Source organism: Falsiroseomonas sp. CW058 (assembly GCF_050563535.1).
In the GTDB taxonomy this organism is placed as follows: Bacteria; Pseudomonadota; Alphaproteobacteria; order Acetobacterales; family Acetobacteraceae; genus Falsiroseomonas.
The window spans coordinates 136,165-152,542 of sequence record NZ_JBNXUO010000001.1 but is presented as its reverse complement, the minus strand read 5'-3'; the positions used below and the strand labels follow the sequence as shown (position 1 = coordinate 152,542).

At 74.6% G+C, this 16,378-nt stretch carries 14 protein-coding genes; 6 read left to right on the top strand and 8 right to left on the bottom strand.

What is annotated here, in order from left to right; all coding sequences use genetic code 11:
* Positions 1-12: 12 nt before the first annotated feature.
* The 3 genes from ACK8OX_RS00710 to ACK8OX_RS00700 all read right to left on the bottom strand — a co-directional run bounded on the left by ACK8OX_RS00710 (position 13) and on the right by ACK8OX_RS00700 (position 3,838).
* A complete protein-coding gene (locus ACK8OX_RS00710) occupies positions 13-1,626 on the bottom strand; it encodes a cisplatin damage response ATP-dependent DNA ligase (protein ID WP_430661988.1) in 1,614 nt (537 codons plus the stop codon).
* 163 nt (positions 1,627-1,789) lie between these two features.
* Entirely contained in the window at positions 1,790-2,842 is a 1,053-nt protein-coding gene (locus tag ACK8OX_RS00705) for a ligase-associated DNA damage response exonuclease (RefSeq protein WP_430661987.1), read from the bottom strand.
* Positions 2,843-2,899: 57 nt separating this feature from the next.
* Complete coding sequence (locus ACK8OX_RS00700; RefSeq protein WP_430661986.1) at positions 2,900-3,838, bottom strand: hypothetical protein; 939 nt, start codon at positions 3,836-3,838, stop codon at positions 2,900-2,902.
* A 119-nt stretch (positions 3,839-3,957) separates the two neighbouring features.
* Here ACK8OX_RS00700 and ACK8OX_RS00695 point away from each other — a divergent pair, with 119 nt between their 5' ends.
* From ACK8OX_RS00695 to pdeM, 3 genes are read left to right on the top strand one after another with little or no spacing between them, the layout of a single operon-like run.
* Positions 3,958-6,531: a ligase-associated DNA damage response DEXH box helicase gene (locus tag ACK8OX_RS00695; RefSeq protein ID WP_430661985.1), complete on the top strand. Its 2,574-nt coding sequence runs from the start codon at positions 3,958-3,960 to the stop codon at positions 6,529-6,531.
* Entirely contained in the window at positions 6,528-7,169 is a 642-nt protein-coding gene (locus ACK8OX_RS00690) for a hypothetical protein (RefSeq protein WP_430661984.1), read from the top strand. The genes ACK8OX_RS00695 and ACK8OX_RS00690 overlap by 4 nt, the downstream gene beginning before the upstream one ends.
* Positions 7,166-7,855, top strand: a complete 690-nt coding sequence (gene pdeM, locus ACK8OX_RS00685) for a ligase-associated DNA damage response endonuclease PdeM (RefSeq protein WP_430661983.1) — start codon at positions 7,166-7,168, stop codon at positions 7,853-7,855. Before ACK8OX_RS00690 ends, pdeM begins: the two co-directional genes overlap by 4 nt.
* Here pdeM and ACK8OX_RS00680 read toward each other — a convergent pair.
* Positions 7,847-9,181 carry an eCIS core domain-containing protein gene (locus ACK8OX_RS00680; RefSeq protein ID WP_430661982.1) on the bottom strand — a complete coding sequence of 445 codons (1,335 nt, stop codon included), beginning with the start codon at positions 9,179-9,181 and terminating at the stop codon, positions 7,847-7,849. The two genes, pdeM and ACK8OX_RS00680, sit on opposite strands and share 9 nt — an antisense overlap.
* A 130-nt stretch (positions 9,182-9,311) precedes the next feature.
* Between ACK8OX_RS00680 and ACK8OX_RS00675 the strand changes: the two genes are divergently transcribed.
* From ACK8OX_RS00675 to ppk2, 3 genes are all read left to right on the top strand, one after another.
* Positions 9,312-10,757 carry a cryptochrome/photolyase family protein gene (locus ACK8OX_RS00675; RefSeq protein WP_430661981.1) on the top strand — a complete coding sequence of 482 codons (1,446 nt, stop codon included), beginning with the start codon at positions 9,312-9,314 and terminating at the stop codon, positions 10,755-10,757.
* Positions 10,754-11,485 carry a metallophosphoesterase gene (locus ACK8OX_RS00670; RefSeq protein ID WP_430661980.1) on the top strand — a complete coding sequence of 244 codons (732 nt, stop codon included), beginning with the start codon at positions 10,754-10,756 and terminating at the stop codon, positions 11,483-11,485. The genes ACK8OX_RS00675 and ACK8OX_RS00670 overlap by 4 nt, the downstream gene beginning before the upstream one ends.
* 103 nt (positions 11,486-11,588) lie before the next feature.
* A complete protein-coding gene (gene ppk2, locus ACK8OX_RS00665) occupies positions 11,589-12,560 on the top strand; it encodes a polyphosphate kinase 2 (protein WP_430661979.1) in 972 nt (323 codons plus the stop codon).
* Positions 12,561-12,727: 167 nt separating this feature from the next.
* Here ppk2 and ACK8OX_RS00660 read toward each other — a convergent pair whose 3' ends face one another.
* The 4 genes from ACK8OX_RS00660 to ACK8OX_RS00645 all read right to left on the bottom strand — a co-directional run bounded on the left by ACK8OX_RS00660 (position 12,728) and on the right by ACK8OX_RS00645 (position 16,285).
* Entirely contained in the window at positions 12,728-13,168 is a 441-nt protein-coding gene (locus ACK8OX_RS00660; protein WP_430661978.1) for a hypothetical protein, read from the bottom strand.
* A 185-nt stretch (positions 13,169-13,353) separates the two neighbouring features.
* Positions 13,354-14,976 carry a cryptochrome/photolyase family protein gene (locus ACK8OX_RS00655; RefSeq protein WP_430661977.1) on the bottom strand — a complete coding sequence of 541 codons (1,623 nt, stop codon included), beginning with the start codon at positions 14,974-14,976 and terminating at the stop codon, positions 13,354-13,356.
* Positions 14,973-15,578 (bottom strand): DUF6134 family protein, encoded by a 606-nt coding sequence (locus ACK8OX_RS00650; RefSeq protein WP_430661976.1) that lies wholly within the window; start codon positions 15,576-15,578, stop codon positions 14,973-14,975. Before ACK8OX_RS00650 ends, ACK8OX_RS00655 begins: the two co-directional genes overlap by 4 nt.
* A complete protein-coding gene (locus tag ACK8OX_RS00645; protein WP_430661975.1) occupies positions 15,575-16,285 on the bottom strand; it encodes an SDR family NAD(P)-dependent oxidoreductase in 711 nt (236 codons plus the stop codon). The genes ACK8OX_RS00650 and ACK8OX_RS00645 overlap by 4 nt, the downstream gene beginning before the upstream one ends.
* Between the last annotated feature and the right edge of the window lie 93 nt (positions 16,286-16,378).

Genomic DNA, 16,378 nt, shown 5'->3' with positions numbered 1-16,378 from the left:
GGCGGCCGGGGGTCAATCCGGGCCGGGCGGTGCGTCGCCCGCGATCATCGCCTCCAGCGTCTCCAGCCGGTCCGCCTCGGCCGCGGGCTTGTCGGCGCGCAGCCGCGCGATGCGGGGGAAGCGCAGCGCGACGCCGGACTTGTGGCGGGTGCTGCGCTGCGCCGCATCGAAGATCACCTCCAGCACCAGCGCCTTCTCCACCTCCCGCACGGGGCCGAAGCGGGCGGTGGTGTGGTTGCGGATCCAGCGGTCCAGCCACAGCAGTTCCTGGTCGGTGTAGCCGCTGTAGGCCTTGCCGACCGGCACCAGTTCGCCGTCCGCGCGCCACAGGCCGAAGGTGAAGTCGGAGTAGTAGCTGCTGCGCTTGCCGTGGCCGCGCTGCGCGTACATCAGCACGGCGTCGACGCTGAGCGGCGCGCGCTTCCACTTCCACCACAGGCCCTTGGCGCGGCCCGCCACATAGGGGCTGTCGGCGCGCTTGATCATCAGCCCCTCGATCGCCGCGTCCCGCGCGCCGGCGCGGATCCCCGCCAGCTCGTCGAGGGTGGCGAATCGGATCATCTCCGACAGGTCCATGCGCGCGGGCCGCGTGCGCGCGAACCAGGCTTCCAGCCTGGCGCGCCGCGAATCGAAGGGCAGGCCGCGCAGGTCCTCCGCGCCGTCGAACAGGATGTCGTAGAGCCGCACCGCGACGGGGAACTGCGCCATCATGCGGGCCGTCACCACCTTGCGGTTCAGCCGCTGCTGCAGCTCCGCGAAGGGCGCGACGATGCCACCCGCGGGGCCGTCGCGCAGCACGAGCAATTCGCCGTCCACCACGGCGCGGAAATCCATCGCCTCGACGATCTCGGGAAAGGCGGCCGAGATGTCCTCCGCCCCGCGGGACCAGATGCGCCGCCCGCCTTCGGTGGCGGAAAGCTGCACGCGGATGCCGTCCCATTTCCACTCCGCGCGGTGCGCGGCGGGGTCGAGCGCGGCGAAATCCGGCTCCTCCAGCGGATGCGCCAGCATCAGCGGGCGGAACACCGGCGCGCCTTCCGGGTCCGGGCGCGGGCCGCGGCCTTCCAGCCAGGCGAAGAGCGGGAGGTAGGGCGGCTCCAGCCCGTGCCAGACCTCCTCGATCGCATCCACCCCCTGCCCCGCCCATTCGGCCAGCGCCGTCTTGGCCAGCCGCGCGGAGACACCGACGCGAAGGCCGCCCGTGACCAGCTTGATCAGCGCGAAGCGGCCATTGGCGTCGAGCGTGTCGAGCCAGCCCGCGATGAGCGCGGGCAGGTCCGCCTTCGGCGTGACCTCCATCGCCTCGACCACCTCGGCAAGGCCCGGCGGCGGCGCGTTCACGCCGTCCCGCCCCGGCCAGATCAGCGCCACCGTCTCGGCGAAGTCGCCGACATAGTCGTGGCTGAGGGCGAGCAGCACGGGGTCGGTCCGCCCGGCGACGAGGTCGCGCACCAGGGCCGGCTTGGCCGCCCGCAGCGTCAGCTCCCCCGTCAGCGCCGCCAGGCCGATGCCGCGGTCCGGGTCCGGCTGCGACGCGAACCAGTGCCGCAGCAGCGCAAGCTTGGCGTTGCGGCCCGGGGTGAAGACCAGGCGTTCCAGCAGTTCCGCGAAGGCGGGAAGGGTCATTGTTCCCTGCCCTCAGACGGCGGGCGCCGCCCCAGGCGGCTTGCCTCCGCGCCGACGCGCTGCCACGCCGGGCCATGCGGATACGCTGCGCGCGGCGCCCTCCGGGCGCTGGACGCGTCCTGCCAGGACGGGCGCCGCCTCCGGCGGCTTGCTGCTTCCGCCGTCACGCGGGCTCGGGCTGCGCCGCCGGCGCGTCCTCGTCCTCCTCCCCGCGGCCAAGCAGGTGCAGCGCGCGGCCGCGCACGCCGCGCTGCGCGAGCGCATGGATCAGCGCGTCTTCCCGCCCATGCGTCACCCAGATCTCGGGCGCGGCCACCTCCGCCGCAGTCAGCAGCAATTCCTCCCAGTCGGCGTGGTCGGAGACGATCAGCGGCAGTTCCACCCCCTTCGTCCGCGCGCGCTGGCGCACCCGCATCCAGCCCGAGGCGGCACAGACCACCGGTTCCGCCAGCCGCCGGACCCAGGGCGTCGCCTCCGCGCCGGAGGGCGCGAGCACGATCTCGCCGGGCAGCAGCCCGCCCCCGCCGCGCTTCGCCGGCGCCGGCACCGGGCGGAGGTCGCCGAGTTCCACGCCGAGCCTGCCGTACAGTTCGCTCAGCGCCACCAGCCCGCCATGCAGGTGGATGGGCCGGTCCCAGCCGGCGTCCCGCAGCAGCCGGATCACGCGCTGGCACTTGCCCAGCGCATAGACGCCGATCAGGTGCGCGCGGTCGGGGAACAGCCGCACGCTGTCCAGCAGCCGCGCGATCTCGCGCCCGGCGGGCGGATGGCGGAAGACCGGCAGGGCGAAGGTCGCCTCGGTGACGAAGACGTCGCATTCCACCGGCTCGAACGGCGCGCAGGTCGGGTCGGGGCGGCGCTTGTAGTCGCCGGACACCACGATGCGGCTGCCCTGCCAGTCCAGCACCACCTGCGCCGAGCCCAGCACATGCCCCGCCGGCACCATCCGGATGGAGACGCCATTGTGCGTGACCGTCTCGCCCGGCCGCAGCGCCTGCTGCCGCCGGCCGGCGCGGTCCTCGCCCATCCTCTGGCGCATGATCGCAAGCGTCTCGGGCGTCGCCAGCACATGGTCGTGGTCGGGGCGCGCATGGTCGGAATGGCCATGGGTGATGACGGCGCGCGGGACCGGCCGGAGAGGGTCGATGAAGAAATCGCCCGCCTCGCAATACAGCCCCTGCGGGGTCACGCGCATCCAGCGGTCCGGGTGGGGCATGACGGAAAGATCGGGCCGCTTCCGCCCCGATCAAGGGCTTGGCGCCGCGCGGATGGGTCAGGTCGCCACGCGCCGCGCGGCATGCGCCAGGCGCAGCACCTCGCGCCGCGCAAGGTCGGCCGCAGCTTCCCGTGCCTCGCGCGGCGTGCCGGGGGCGGCGAATTCCTCGACCTCCCGCGCGAACTGCTCCACCCACCCGTAGCGCGCCGCGATGGTCGGGCCGCGGGCCAGGTATTCCGGCATTTCCGCCACGCGATGGACCAGCGCGCCGCCGCCCGGCATCCGCGCCTCGTGCCCGACCGGCACGATCCGCTGCGGGCTGAAGCCGCGGCCGTCGACGCTGCCCGGCAGCAGCGCGTTCAGGTCGAGGCACCGGAACCCCCCGGCCGCGGCCAGTTCGGACGGCACGAAGATCTCGCAATGCGTGCCGCGCGGATCGGGGGCGCCTTCCGCCGCTTCCCGCAGGCGGGCGCGGTACAGCGCCTCCACCGCGCGGGGCGACAGGCCGGTCAGCGCGAAGAAGATCTTCAGCGGCTCGGCATGGGCGCTCCGGAAATGGGTGCGGCGGTAGGGGCCGAAATGGCTCGCCACCATGTCCGGCAGCGGCCCCGGCACGTCCCGCAGCGCGCGGTGCAGCGCCCGCCAGTATCCCGATGCGGGATCGCGCAGCGCCACGTCATGCTCCACCATCAACCAGAAATCGGCATCGTCGCGGCCGAGCACCGTCGCGTAGTAGGCATAGTCGCCGCAGAACCAGAGCGCCCTCGGCGGAATCCGCAGCCCGAGCGCGCCGAGGCCGCGCAGGTCATGCGACAGCTTCGCGAAGCCGCCGGCCTCCACCGGCCCCTGCGTCTCGTCGGCGGCGATGCAGACCGGATCGAAGCCGGCATCCCGGATCTGCCCGGCGAGGGCCAGCACATGGCCCGACTGCGCGAGATGCGTGCGCACCAGCGCACCGATCCGCCGCCCGCCGCCCCGCCGGTCCGTCTCCGTCATGCCGCCGCCCTCCCGGTCCGGACCCGCCCGCGCCGGGGCGTGTAGCGCCGGCCGGCCGGGGCTGGCCAGACCGGGCGGCCCTTCCAAGGTCCCGCCGTCGCGGCCATATTGGCGGGCAGATGGGAACATTGCCGGAACTCTTTGCGGGCTGGTTCGCCGGGCGCGGCTGGTCGCCGCGGCCGCACCAGCTCGCCCTGGCCGAAGCCGCGGCGCGGGGAGAGAGCGCGCTGCTGGTGGCGCCGACGGGCGGCGGCAAGACGCTGGCGGGCTTCCTGCCCTCGCTGGTGGATCTGCATGCGAGGCCCGCCGCGGGGCTGCACACGCTCTACGTCTCGCCGCTGAAGGCCCTGGCGGTCGACATCGCCCGCAACCTCGCCGCCCCGGTCGAGGAGATGGGCCTGCCGGTCCGCATCGAGACCCGCACCGGCGACACGCCGGCCAACCGCCGCGCCCGCCAGCGCGCCGATCCGCCGCAGATCCTGCTGACCACGCCCGAGAGCCTGGCCCTGCTCCTGACGCTGGAGGACGCGCCGGCGCTGTTCGGCGGGCTCGGCGCGGTGGTGGTGGACGAGATCCACGCCATCGCCGGCACCAAGCGCGGCGACCAACTCGCGCTCGGCATGGCGCGGCTCGCCCGGCTCGCGCCCGGGGCGCGGCGCATCGGGCTGTCCGCCACCGTCGCGCATCCCGACCCGCTGCGCGCCTACCTGTCGCCCACCGGCCGGCACGAGGATGTGCGCCTGGTGCTCGGCGAGGGCGGGGCGGAGCCGGTGCTGGACATGCTGCTGCCGCAAGGGCGCCTGCCCTGGGGCGGGCATATGGGCCTCGCCTCCATGCCGGAGGTCTATCGCCGGATCAGGGAGGCCGCGGTCACCATCGTCTTCGTCAACACCCGCGCCCAGGCGGAGCTGTGCTTCCAGGCGCTTTGGCGGATGAACGACGACAACCTGCCGATCGGCCTCCACCACGGATCGCTGACGGTGGAACAGCGGCGCAAGGTGGAAGCGGCGATGGCGGCGGGAAGGCTGCGCGCCGTGGTCGCCACCGCCTCGCTCGACCTCGGCATCGACTGGGGGGCGGTGGACCAGGTGGTGCAGGTCGGCGCGCCGAAGGGCGTGGCGCGGCTGCTGCAGCGCATCGGCCGCGCCAACCACCGGATGGACGAACCCTCCCGCGCCGTCCTCGTCCCCGCCAACCGCTTCGAGGTCATCGAATGCACCGCCGCGCGCCAGGCGGTCGCGGCGCATGAGCTGGATGGCGACCCGCCGCGGCCCGGCGGGCTCGACGTGCTGTGCCAGCACATCCTGGCCTGCGCGGTGGCCGGCCCCTTCCTGCCGGAGGAGCTGTTCGAGGAGGTCACCCGCGCTGCGCCCTATGCGCGGCTGGCGCGGCGGGACTTCGACGACGCCCTGCGCTTCGTCGAGGATGGCGGCTACGCGCTGCGCGCCTATGACCGCTTCCGCCGCCTGTTCCGCGACGCGGAAGGCCGCGTGCATGTCCGCGGCCCGGCGGTGGCGCGGCAGCTTCGGATGAACCTCGGCACCATCGTGGAGACGCCGCTGCTGAAGGTGCGGCTGCGCGGCGGCCCGGTGCTGGGCGAGGTGGAGGAGTGGTTCATCTCCACCCTCGTCCCCGGCGACTGCTTCATCTTCGCCGGACAGCTCCTGCGCTTCGAGGGGCTGGACGCGCTCTCCGCCCTCGTCACCCGCGGCGGCGAGGGCGAGCCGCGCGTGCCCGCCTATGCCGGCAGCCGGATGCCGCTGAGCACCCATCTCGCGGCCCGCGTGCGGGCGATCCTGTCGGACCCGGGCGCCTGGGGCGCGCTGCCCGCGCCGGTGCAGGACTGGCTGCGCCTGCAGCGCCATGCCTCGCTCCTGCCGCCGAGGGACGGGCTGCTGGTGGAGACCTTCCCGCGCGGCGGCAGGTGGTTCCTCGTCGCCTACTGCTTCGAGGGGCGGCTGGCGCACCAGACGCTGGGGATGCTGGTGACGAAGCGCATGGAACGGCTGGGCATGGGCCCGCTCGGCTACCTCGCGACCGACTACGTGCTGGCCACCTGGTCCGCCTTCGAGCCGACGGGAATCGAACGCCTGTTCGAGCAGGACATCCTGGGCGAGGAGCTGGAGGAGTGGATGGCGGAATCCTCCATGCTCCGCCGCAGCTTCCGCGGCATCGCCACCATCGCCGGCCTGATCGAGAAGCAGCATCCCGGCGCGCAGAAATCCGGGCGGCAGATGACGATGAACGCCGACCTCATCTACGACGTGCTGCGCAAGCACGAGCCCGACCACATCCTGCTGCGCGCCACCCGGCAGGAAGCCGCGGCCGGGATCACCGACGTGGCGCGCATCGGCCTGCTGCTGGACCGCGCGCGGGCGGGCGGCATCATCCACCGCCCCCTGCCCCGCGTCTCGCCGCTGGCGGTGCCGGCGCTGATCGAGGAGGGGCGCGAATGGGTCGCCGGCGGCGCCGAGGAGGCGCTGCTGGCCGAGGCCGCGGCCCTGGTCGAGGACGCGACCGAGGGCCTGGACCATTTCGAGGAAGTGCTGGCCGCGGTGACCGAGGGCGTCCGCGCGCGCGGCGACCGCGACCGCGTGCGCCGGCCCCGGCCGCAGGACGAGGCCCGCGCCCGCGCCGGCCGCAACGCCCGCTTCGTCCGCAGCGCACCCAGGGGACTGACCACGCCGCGATGAAGCTGCACCGCTACCTCACGCCCGACGGGCGCTTCGACTACGCCCGCTACCGCCAGGTCCAGATCGAGGGCAACCGGCGCAAGCTGCATGCGCGCTGGGTGCATCGCGGCACGATCGACTTCCTGGCGGGGTGGCTGCGCGACCATGTCGCGCCGCTGCGCTTCGGGCTGTGCCACGGCACGCGCCGCGGCGACGAACAGGCCTGGTTCCGCGACGCGCTGGGCATCGAGGTGATCGGCACCGAGATCAGCCCGACCGCCGCGCAGTTCCCCCATACCATCCAGTGGGACTTCCACCGCGTGAAGCCCGAATGGATCGAGGCGGTGGACTTCATCTACTCCAATTCCTACGACCACAGCTTCAACCCGCGCCGCTGCTTCCGCGCCTGGGCGTCCTGCCTGCGCGTGGGCGGCGTGATGCTGCTGGAGCACACGCGCCAGCACCGGCCGGAGGCGACCAACGCGATGGACCCCTTCGGCATCGGGCGCGACGAGCTGGCGGCCTTCCTGGACCATGTCGGCCGCGGCGCCTTCCGCGTGCGGGAGGTCATCGCGGACCCGCCCTTCCAGCCCGCTGCCCATCTCGAGGAGCTGAGCTTCGTCGTGGTGGAGAAGACGCAGCGGATGGACGGGCGGTGACCGCCGCCCCGGTCCACTTGGCGGGGGAGCGCCTGATGCTCGACCCCGCGGGCCTCGTCGCCTGGCCGGCGCAGCGGCTGCTGGCGGTGGCCGACCTGCACCTGGAGAAGGGCAGCCACTTCGCCGCCGCCGGGCGCTTCGTGCCCCCCTACGACACGCGGGAGACGCTGGAGCGCCTGTCCCTCGCGCTCCGGCGCCACCGCCCGGCGCGGCTGGTGCTGCTGGGCGACAGCTTCCATGACGCGCGGGGCTGCCAGCGCCTGGCGGCGGCGGACGGCGCGCTGCTCGGCCGGATGCTGGCGGGGATCGAGGTGGTCTGGGTGCTGGGCAACCACGACCCGGTGCCGCCGGAGGGCCTGCCCGGGACGGCGGCGGAGGAATGGCGCTGCGGCCCGCTGGTGTTCCGCCACATCGCCCAGCCGGGCGCGAGCGGCGAGCTGTCGGGCCATTTCCACCCCAAGGCGACGATGCCGACCCGCGCGGGCGGCGTCACCCGGCCCTGCTTCCTGTCGGACGGGCGGCGGGTGCTGCTGCCGGCCTTCGGCGCCTATACCGGCGGGCTCGACATCCGCGACCCCGCGGTGGCGGCGCTGTTCCCGCGCGGCGGGCGCGCCTTCCTGCTGGGCGAGGCGCGGCTGTACAGCTTCCCGACCGGGCCGCTGCGCGGGCGCGTCGCCTCACTCTAGCTCGCTCCATTCCCGCGCCTTGCGGCTCACCAGCTTCTCGACGCCCGGGTACCAGCCGACATCGGGCGGCGGCTTGAAGCCGGTGAGCCAGAGCGCGTCCTTGTTCTCCGGGTCGTAGGGCTCCATCGCCTCCATCCGCTGCTGCGCGATGTCGCGGATCTGGCCGATCTGCGTGCGTTCGTCGTCGTCGGACGGGTTGGTCGCCGCCTGGTGGGCGCGGATGTCGGCCTCGCAGGCCTTGCGGAACGCGCTGCTGCCGAGCGGCGGGCCCGCCCCGCGGCCCATGTAGCGGTCGAGGGCCGCGGCTTCGTCGTCGGCCAGGAAGCACCGCATGTCGACCTTCGGCAGCGGCGGGATCACGCCGCCCAGCGCCGTCACCACATCGGCGCGCGTCATGCGCGGGCGGAGGGGCGGCCAGTACACGCCGGCCAGCAGGTCGTAGAGCGCGCCGACATACTCCGCGTAGAGCTTCGCCCGGAAGATCGAGAGCCGGTCGGGCGCATGCAGGTGCAGCGCGTGACCGAGCGGCGCGGCGTACATCTTGTCCCCGTCGCGATGCGCGAAGACGTCGCCGAAGGCGTGCAGGGACAGGCCGAGTTCGATCAGCGCGTCGCCCTGCGGCATCTTGTGGCGGCCGGAGATGGCGAGTCGCAGCTTCAACTCCGCCTCCACCCCGCGGCCGGTCAGGCAGTGCAGGCCGCGCTGGATGCGCAGCCAGCGCGTCTGCTGTTCCAGCCGCGCCTCCTCGATCGGGTTGTCCGGCATCATCGCCACCGGCATCGGCGTGCCGATCGACGAGATGTGGCCGAGCACGATCATCTTGCCGCCCATCGCCGCGTCGAAGTCGTTCACCTCGTCCGGCACCTGCGCCCAGAAGGCCAGGCGATAGGCGTCCTTCTTCGACGCGCCGACCGCGAGGGCCACGAAATAGACCGTGTAGTAGTGCCCGGCCTCGCCCCAGGCGGCCGGCACCCTGGGGTCCGCGGCCAGCCGGACCGGCGCGGGGAGGCCGGCCATCGCCGATGCGGTGGCGCGCCGCGCCTCCGCCTCCGCGGCCGGGGCGGGGGCCGCCCCCGCGCCGGCCATGGCGCGGCGCTGCTGCACGGCATGGACGAGTTCATGCACGATGACCTGCCCGCGCCAGGCGCGCGGCACGTCGCCCAGGAAGACCCTTCCCTCGACGGCGCAGCCCCAGCCACCGCCGGCCTCCGCCGCAATCCGGCGCGCCGCGGGCCCGGCATGGATCGGGATGTCTCCGAGATCGGCGCCGAGGGCGCCCTCGATCCGGGTCCTCCATGCGCCGTGCAACGTCGTCCTGCGGTCCATCGCCCCTCCCTCCGGCCAGCCCGCCCCGGGATGGGAAAGGGTAGCGCCCTGGGCGCGGAACGACCAAGCCGGGCGAAGGGCACGCGCGGCGTCTCGCGCATCCGGCGCCACGTCCCTACATGTCGGGGCGATGACACCCCCCGCCCTGATCTGGTTCCGCCATGACCTCCGCCTTGCCGACCACCCCGCGCTGACCGCCGCCCTCGCGGGCGGGGGGCGGGTGCTGCCGGTCTTCGTCCTGGACGACGGGGCCGCGGGACAATGGCGCCCGGGCGGAGCGGCGCGGTGGTGGCTGAAGGGCAGCCTGGCCGCCCTTTCGGCCGATCTCGCCGCCCGCGGCGCGCCCCTGCTGCTCGCCCGCGGCCGGGCGGAGACGGTGCTGCCCGCGCTTGCCGCCGCCACCGGCGCGGCGGAGGTCCATGCCGGCCGCGTGACCGACCCCTGGGCGCGCGACCAGGCCCGGCGCGTGCACGAGGCGCTGGCCGATGCCGGCCGGGCGTTGCACCTCCACACCACGATGCTGCTGCGGGAGCCGCACCTGGTCGCGAATGGCAGCGGCCGGCCCTATGCGGTCTACACCCCCTTCGCCAAGGCGATGCTGGCGGCCGGGGAGCCCGGCATCCCCCTGCCCGCCCCAGCCGCCATCCCGGGCGCCGAGCCGCCGGCGGGGGGCGAGGCGCTGGAGAGCCTCGGCCTCTACCCCGTCCCGGGCGAGCCCGACTGGGCGGCGGAGTTCGGCGCGCGGTGGCAGCCCGGCGAGGCCGGGGCCGCGGCGCGGCTCGCGCGATTCACGGCCGCCGCGATCGGGCGCTACGCCACCGGCCGCAACCGCCCGGGCATCGAGGGGTCGTCGGGCCTGTCGCCGCATCTCCGCTGGGGCGAGGTGTCGCCGCGCCAGGTCTGGCACGCGGCGCGCGCCGCGGGCGGCAGCGCCGACATCGAGACCTGGCTGAAGGAGATCCTGTGGCGGGAATTCTCCCACCACCTGCTCTGGCACCGCCCCGACATGCCGGACCAGTGCCTGCGCGCCGAATTCCGGGACTTCCCCTGGCGGGCGGATGCGGCGCTGCTGGCGGCCTGGCAGCGGGGCCGGACCGGCTATCCGATCGTCGATGCGGGGATGCGGCAGCTCTGGCGCACCGGCTGGATGCACAACCGCGTCCGCATGATCGCGGCGAGCGTGCTGGTGAAGCACCTCCTCCAGCCCTGGCAGGACGGCGCGGCCTGGTTCTGGGAGACGCTGGTCGATGCCGACCTCGCCTCCAACAGCGCGTCCTGGCAGTGGGTGGCCGGCTGCGGCACCGATGCCTCGCCCTATTTCCGGGTCTTCAACCCGGTGCTGCAGGGCGAGAAGTTCGACCCGGACGGCGCCTATGTGCGCCGCTGGGTGCCGGAACTGGCGAAGCTGCCCGACGCCGTGCTCCACCGCCCGTGGGAAGCGCCGGCGGAGCTGCTGCGCGCCGCCGGCGTCACGCCCGGCGCGACCTATCCGCGGCCGCTGGTGGACCCCGCCGAGGGCCGGGCGCGGGCGCTGGCGGCGCTGGCCACGCTGCGCGGCGCGCGGGGGGCTGCATGAGCCGCCATCCCGGCGACCTTTGGCGCGGCTTCGCGAAGCTGCGCGTGGTGGCGGACGTGCATGGCGACGCGGCCGCCTTCGAACACGCGGTGGAAGGTGCGCTGGCGGAGGACATGTTCGTCCTCCAGCTCGGCGACCTGACGGACCACGGGCCGGACAGCCCGGCGGTGCTGCGGCGGATGTTCGCCCTGATCGACGAGGGGCGCGGCGCCTTCCTCCTCGGCAACCACGACCACAAGCTGCGCCGGGCGCTGGTCGGCGTGCCGGTGCGCGCCCAGCCCGAGGGGCTGGGCCGCACCCTCGCGCAGCTCGACGCCGCGCCGGACGGGGCGGTGCTGAAGGCCCGCGCGGTCGAGGAGATCGCCCGCGCCCCGGCCTGGATCCGCGACGGCGGGCGCGTCTTCGTGCATGGCGGTTTCCATCCCGGCATGATGCACGCCGTCCCGCCCCCCGATGCCGGCGCGGGCAAGGCGCAGGGCCTGGTCACGCGCGCGCTCTACGGCCAGGTCACGGGGCGGATGCGCGAGGACGGCTTCCCCGAACGCGTGCATGACTGGGTGGACCGCATCCCGCGCGACGTGACGGTGGTGTGCGGCCACGACCGGCGCAGCACCGACGGACGGCCCTACGTGACGGATGGCGCGCAGGGGGGGCGGGCAGTCTTCCTGGACTGCGGCGCGGGCAAGGGCGGGCACCTCGCCTGGATCGACCTGCCCGCCTGGGCATGACGCCCGCCGCCCGGGTCCGCGTCACGGAATTGACATGGATCATGGGGCTTCCCGCATCGCGGGTGCAGGCTGCCCGCCACGCAGCCGCAAGCGGAGGAACGCCATGCCGGACGACGTGACCCCCATCGCCCCCCCGCCCGAGCCCGAGGCGGCGCGCAGCATCGTCGGCGCGGCGGCCGAGCTGGGCCGGCCCGCGCGCCGCGCCGCCGCCCTTCGCCACGACCCGGAAGCGGTGCGCCGCGCCTTCGAGACGGGCGAGTACCCCTACACCACGCGCCTGACCGAGAAGGAGTACGTGCAGCGCGTGAAGCCGCTGCAGGTGGAGCTGCTGAAGGCGCAGGCCTGGGTGAAGGACAGCGGCGAGCGCATCGTCATCCTGTTCGAGGGCCGCGACGCCGCCGGCAAGGGCGGCACCATCAAGCGCTTCATGGAACACCTCAACCCGCGCGGCGCGCGCGTCGTCGCGCTGGAGAAGCCGTCGGAGCGCGAGCGCACGCAGTGGTATTTCCAGCGCTACGTCGAGCACCTGCCGGCGGGCGGCGAGATCGTGTTCTTCGACCGGTCCTGGTACAACCGCGCGGGGGTCGAGCGCGTGATGGGCTTCTGCTCCCCGGCCGAATACCTGGAGTTCATGCGCCAGGCGCCGCAGGTCGAGCAGATGCTGACGCGGTCGGGCCTGCGCCTGTTCAAGTTCTGGTTCAGCGTCACGCGCGAGGAGCAGCTGAGCCGCTTCCAGGCGCGGCAGACCGACCCGCTGAAGCAGTGGAAGCTGTCGCCCATCGACAAGGCCAGCCTCGACAAGTGGGACGACTACACCGAGGCGAAGGAGGCGATGTTCTTCTACACCGACACCGCCGACGCGCCCTGGACCATCGTGAAGTCGAACGACAAGCGGCGCGCGCGGCTCGAAGCGATGCGCTTCTTCCTCAACGCCCTGCCCTATCCCGGCAAGGACGAGGCGGTGGTGCATGCGCCGGACCCGCTGATCGTCGGCGGGGCGGCGCATGTCATCGGGCGCAGTTCCCACATCCTCGGCGCCGCGATGCATCCCGAGCAGCGCCGCGGGCGGGGCTGAGGGCTCATACTGCCGTGCGTTTCCGTTGAGACGGAAACGCCTTCAGACGCCAGCGGCCCGCATCCGCGGGCCTCGGCTTCGCCGCAGGGGCGGCGGGCCGCCTTCGCGGCCTCGTCCGGCGCGAAGCGCGCCGGCCGCCATCGGATCACCATCAACCCCGGTCGGAATCACGCGCCGAACAGCAGCGTCACCCGGTCGCCGAGGCCGAGCCGGTCCCAGCGCGCCGGCGCGTCCTCCGCCGCCAGGCGGCGGGCGATGCGCTGCTGCTGCGCCGCGGTCAGTTCGGACCAGAAGCGCGTCACCCAGGGGTTCTGGCGCAGCAGCGCCGCGCGCCGGGCCGCGGGGTCGGGCGGCGGTTGCGGGTGCTCCGCCGCGGGGGGTTCCGGGACGGCCTCCGGCACGGGCCCGGCCACGACGTCCGGAGCGCGCGGCGGCGCGGCATTGACGGCCACCATGGGCGGCGGGGCGGGGATGGCGGCGGGCGGCGCGGGGGGCGGGCGGAAACGCTCCGGCTCGAAGACGCGGTCGAGCAGGTCCACGCGGCGCAGCGTCTCGTCCACCTGCCGGACCGGGCCGCATCCGGCCATGACGGCGAGGCACAGCAGCATCGCGGCCGGCCGCGACGCGGCGGATCTCCTTGCAGACGAAGCGCCCGGGGTCCACGCCATCGTCACCCGGAACGGGGCGGCGCCGGCCGGGGATGCGCGGTGTCGCGCAGCCGTGAAGGCATGGCGCGGCCGATCCGCCGCCCGCGCCTTCGCGAAGCGGGCCGCCCCCTTTGCCAGGTCACGCCTCAGGCCGGCTCGCGGGCCTTCCGCGCAGTGCCCGCCGGCGGCGGGGCGAGGTCGAGGCTGTCCTGCCGCGCCGGCACCGCCCACCCCGCCGCGCCATCGCCCATCGCGTCGAGGAAGGCGCGCGACTGGGCGCGCATCGCGGCGAGCTTCGCCGGGTCCATCCGCGCCAGCGTCCGCAGCGTCATGCCCATGCGCGGGTTGCGGCCCAGGCGTTCCGCGTGCCGCGCCACGAAGTCCCAGTAGAGGTGGTTGAACGGGCAGGCCCGCGCGCCGGTCGCCTGGCGCACGTCATGCGCGCAGCCCCGGCAGTGGTCCGACATGCGCTGGATGTAGGCGCCCGACGCCGCATAGGGCTTCGACGCCATCACCCCGCCATCCGCGTGCAGCGCCATGCCGTGCGTGTTCGGCAGTTCCACCCATTCATAGGCGTCGGCATAGACCACCATGAACCACTCGTTCACCTCCCGCGGGTCGAGCCCGGCGAGGAGGGCGAAGTTGCCCATCACCATCAGCCGCTGGATGTGGTGCGCATAGGCGAGGTCACGGGTCTGCCGCACCACCGCGGCGACGCAGGCCATCGAGGTCTCGCCGGTCCACCAGAAGGCCGGCAGCGGGCGCCGCGCGTCGAGGGCGTTGGTCGCGGCGTAGCCCGGCATCCGCAGCCAGTAGATGCCGCGCACGTATTCGCGCCAGCCCAGGATCTGGCGGATGAAGCCCTCCACGGCGTTCAGCGGCGCGCGGCCCTCCCGCCAGGCGCGTTCCGCCGCCGCGCAGGCCTCCCGCGGGTCGAGCAGGCCGGCATTCATCGCGGCCGAGATCAGGGCGTGGAACAGGAAGGGCTCGCCTTCCGCCATCGCGTCCTGGTGGTCGCCGAAGCGGGGCAGGCGATGGGCGATGAAGTCGTCCAGCACCGCGCGCGCCTCCTCCGCCGTCACCGGCCAGGCGAAGGCGTCGAGGCTGCCGAAATGGCCGGGAAACTCCCGCGCGACGAGGTCCATCACCTCCCGCGTCACCGCATCGGGCGGGATGCGGCGCGGCGGCGGCGGGCGCGTGCCGGGCGGAAGCGGGCTGCGGTTGTCATGGTCGAAGTTCCACTTCCCCCCGGCCGGCTGGTCGGGCGCCTCCATCAGCAGGCCGGTGGCGCGGCGCATCTCGCGGTAGAAGAACTCCATCCGCAGCGCCTTGCGGTCGCCGGCCCAGGCACGGAAGCGGGCCGGGGTGCAGAGGAAGCGCGCATCCTCCCGGATCTCGACCGGCAGGCCGATCGCCGCGCCCCAGCCCCGCATGTCATCCAGCACCCGCCACTCGCCCGGGAAGGTCGCGCAGATGCGCGTCGCGCCCACCCGCGCGGCGGCGCGCGCGACCTCGCCCGCCAGGGTCTGCGTGTTGGCGGGATCGTCGAGCCGGCTGTACTCCACCCGCACGCCGCGCGCCCGCAGCGCCCCCGCGAAGTGGCGCATGGCCGACAGCACGAGGGCGATCTTCTGCTTGTGGTGCGGCACATAGGTGCATTCCGCGCGCACCTCCGCCATCAGCACCGCGTCGCGCGCGGGGTCGAGCCCGTCGAGCGCCGACAGCCCCTCGGAACACTGGTCGCCGAGGACGACGCGCAGCACCGTCACGCGCGTTCGTAGCTCACCGCGCTGCCGTCCTCGCCCGTCGTGGCGAAGCCGATCCAGGTGCCGGCCGCGTCGTAGAGCACCTCCGCCCCCTCCCCGCCCAGCACGCGGATGCGCTGGCGCCCGGCTTCCGCGATGCGCTCGATCCGCGGCGAGACGGGCCGCCCCTCGCGCACGTCGAAGACCGGCAGGCCGGGGGCGAGGCTCGCCGCGCGCCACCAGGTCAGCGGGCTGGCCAGCGGCGGCAGCAGCACCTCCCCCGCCGCGCCGCGCAGGCGCAGCCCGCCGGCCTCGGCCCGCGCCTCGCAGGCGCCGGCGCGGCCGTTGCGGTCGCTGCGGCTGGCGAGCGCGACGAGGCGGTCGTCGCGCCAGGCCTCCTCGGTGTCCTGGGTGAAGCGGTAGACGGTGAAGCCGGCCAGCCGGACCTGGATGCGGATCTCGGTCCGCGCGCGCAGCAGCCCCTCCTCCTCGCGGAAGCGCACCGCATGGGTGCCGACGGGGGCGCCCTGGCGCATGACGCGGAAGGCGATGGCGGGCGGCGCGGCACGGGCCGCCCGCGCCGCCGGCAGGGCCGCGAGGCCGAGCAGCAGGCGTCGCCGCGTCATCGCCCCGCCACGGCCGCGCGGCCGCCATCGACGCCGATCACCTGGCCCGTCACCCAGCCATCCGGCCGCAGCAGCAGGTCGGCCATCGCCGCCACATCCTCCGGCAGGCCGAGCCGCGGGATGGGGTGCTGCTTCGCGATCGCCTCGGCCATCTGGGGGTTCCTCGTCAGCGGGTCGGACAGGGCGGTGCGGGTCAGGCTCGGCGCGATGCAGTTCACCCGCACATGCGGCGCGAGTTCGGCCGCCAGCGCGACGGTCAGCCCCTCCACCGCCGCCTTGGCCATGCCGATGGCGGCGTGGTTCGGGAAGCCGCGCCGCGCAGCGACGGAGGAGAACAGCACGACCGCGCCCTTCCCCGCCAGCAGCGCGGGCGCGGCGGCCTGCACCGCCAGCGCCGGGACCAGGGCGTTCAGCCGCAGCGCCTCGGCGAAGTCGGCCTCCGTCAGGCGGCCAAGCGGCTTCAGGACGATGGAGCCGATGCAGACCGCAAGCCCCGCCAGCGCGCCGCCCGCCGCCGCCACCGCGCCCCGCAGCGCCGCCGCGTCGGTCACATCCGCTTCATGCCAGGGCGCGCCGATCTCCCCGGCCAGGTCCCGCAGCCGGGCGCCGTCGCGCGCGACCAGGAAGGGCTGTTCGCCGCGCGCCGCAAGCCGCCGCGCAAGCGCGCTTCCGATGCCGCCGGTCCCGCCCAGCACCAATGTCGTCATGCCCGATCCGATCCCCGATCCGCGGCGGAGATGGGGCCGGCTTCGCCGCCGGGAAGGGTGGCGCGAGGCAGACAGGACCGTCCGGCCGTGCTT

Excerpts from the sequence above, each read along its gene's own strand:
- ACK8OX_RS00710 (WP_430661988.1), bottom strand. The coding sequence starts at position 1,626 with ATGACCCTTCCCGCCTTCGCGGAACTGCTGGAACGCCTGGTCTTCACC.
- ACK8OX_RS00705 (WP_430661987.1), bottom strand. The coding sequence starts at position 2,842 with ATGCCCCACCCGGACCGCTGGATGCGCGTGACCCCGCAGGGGCTGTAT.
- ACK8OX_RS00700 (WP_430661986.1), bottom strand. The coding sequence starts at position 3,838 with ATGACGGAGACGGACCGGCGGGGCGGCGGGCGGCGGATCGGTGCGCTG.
- ACK8OX_RS00695 (WP_430661985.1), top strand. The coding sequence starts at position 3,958 with ATGGGAACATTGCCGGAACTCTTTGCGGGCTGGTTCGCCGGGCGCGGC.
- ACK8OX_RS00690 (WP_430661984.1), top strand. The coding sequence starts at position 6,528 with ATGAAGCTGCACCGCTACCTCACGCCCGACGGGCGCTTCGACTACGCC.
- ACK8OX_RS00680 (WP_430661982.1), bottom strand. The coding sequence starts at position 9,181 with ATGGACCGCAGGACGACGTTGCACGGCGCATGGAGGACCCGGATCGAG.
- ACK8OX_RS00675 (WP_430661981.1), top strand. The coding sequence starts at position 9,312 with ATGACACCCCCCGCCCTGATCTGGTTCCGCCATGACCTCCGCCTTGCC.
- ACK8OX_RS00670 (WP_430661980.1), top strand. The coding sequence starts at position 10,754 with ATGAGCCGCCATCCCGGCGACCTTTGGCGCGGCTTCGCGAAGCTGCGC.
- ppk2 (WP_430661979.1), top strand. The coding sequence starts at position 11,589 with ATGCCGGACGACGTGACCCCCATCGCCCCCCCGCCCGAGCCCGAGGCG.
- ACK8OX_RS00660 (WP_430661978.1), bottom strand. The coding sequence starts at position 13,168 with ATGCTGCTGTGCCTCGCCGTCATGGCCGGATGCGGCCCGGTCCGGCAG.
- ACK8OX_RS00650 (WP_430661976.1), bottom strand. The coding sequence starts at position 15,578 with ATGACGCGGCGACGCCTGCTGCTCGGCCTCGCGGCCCTGCCGGCGGCG.
- ACK8OX_RS00645 (WP_430661975.1), bottom strand. The coding sequence starts at position 16,285 with ATGACGACATTGGTGCTGGGCGGGACCGGCGGCATCGGAAGCGCGCTT.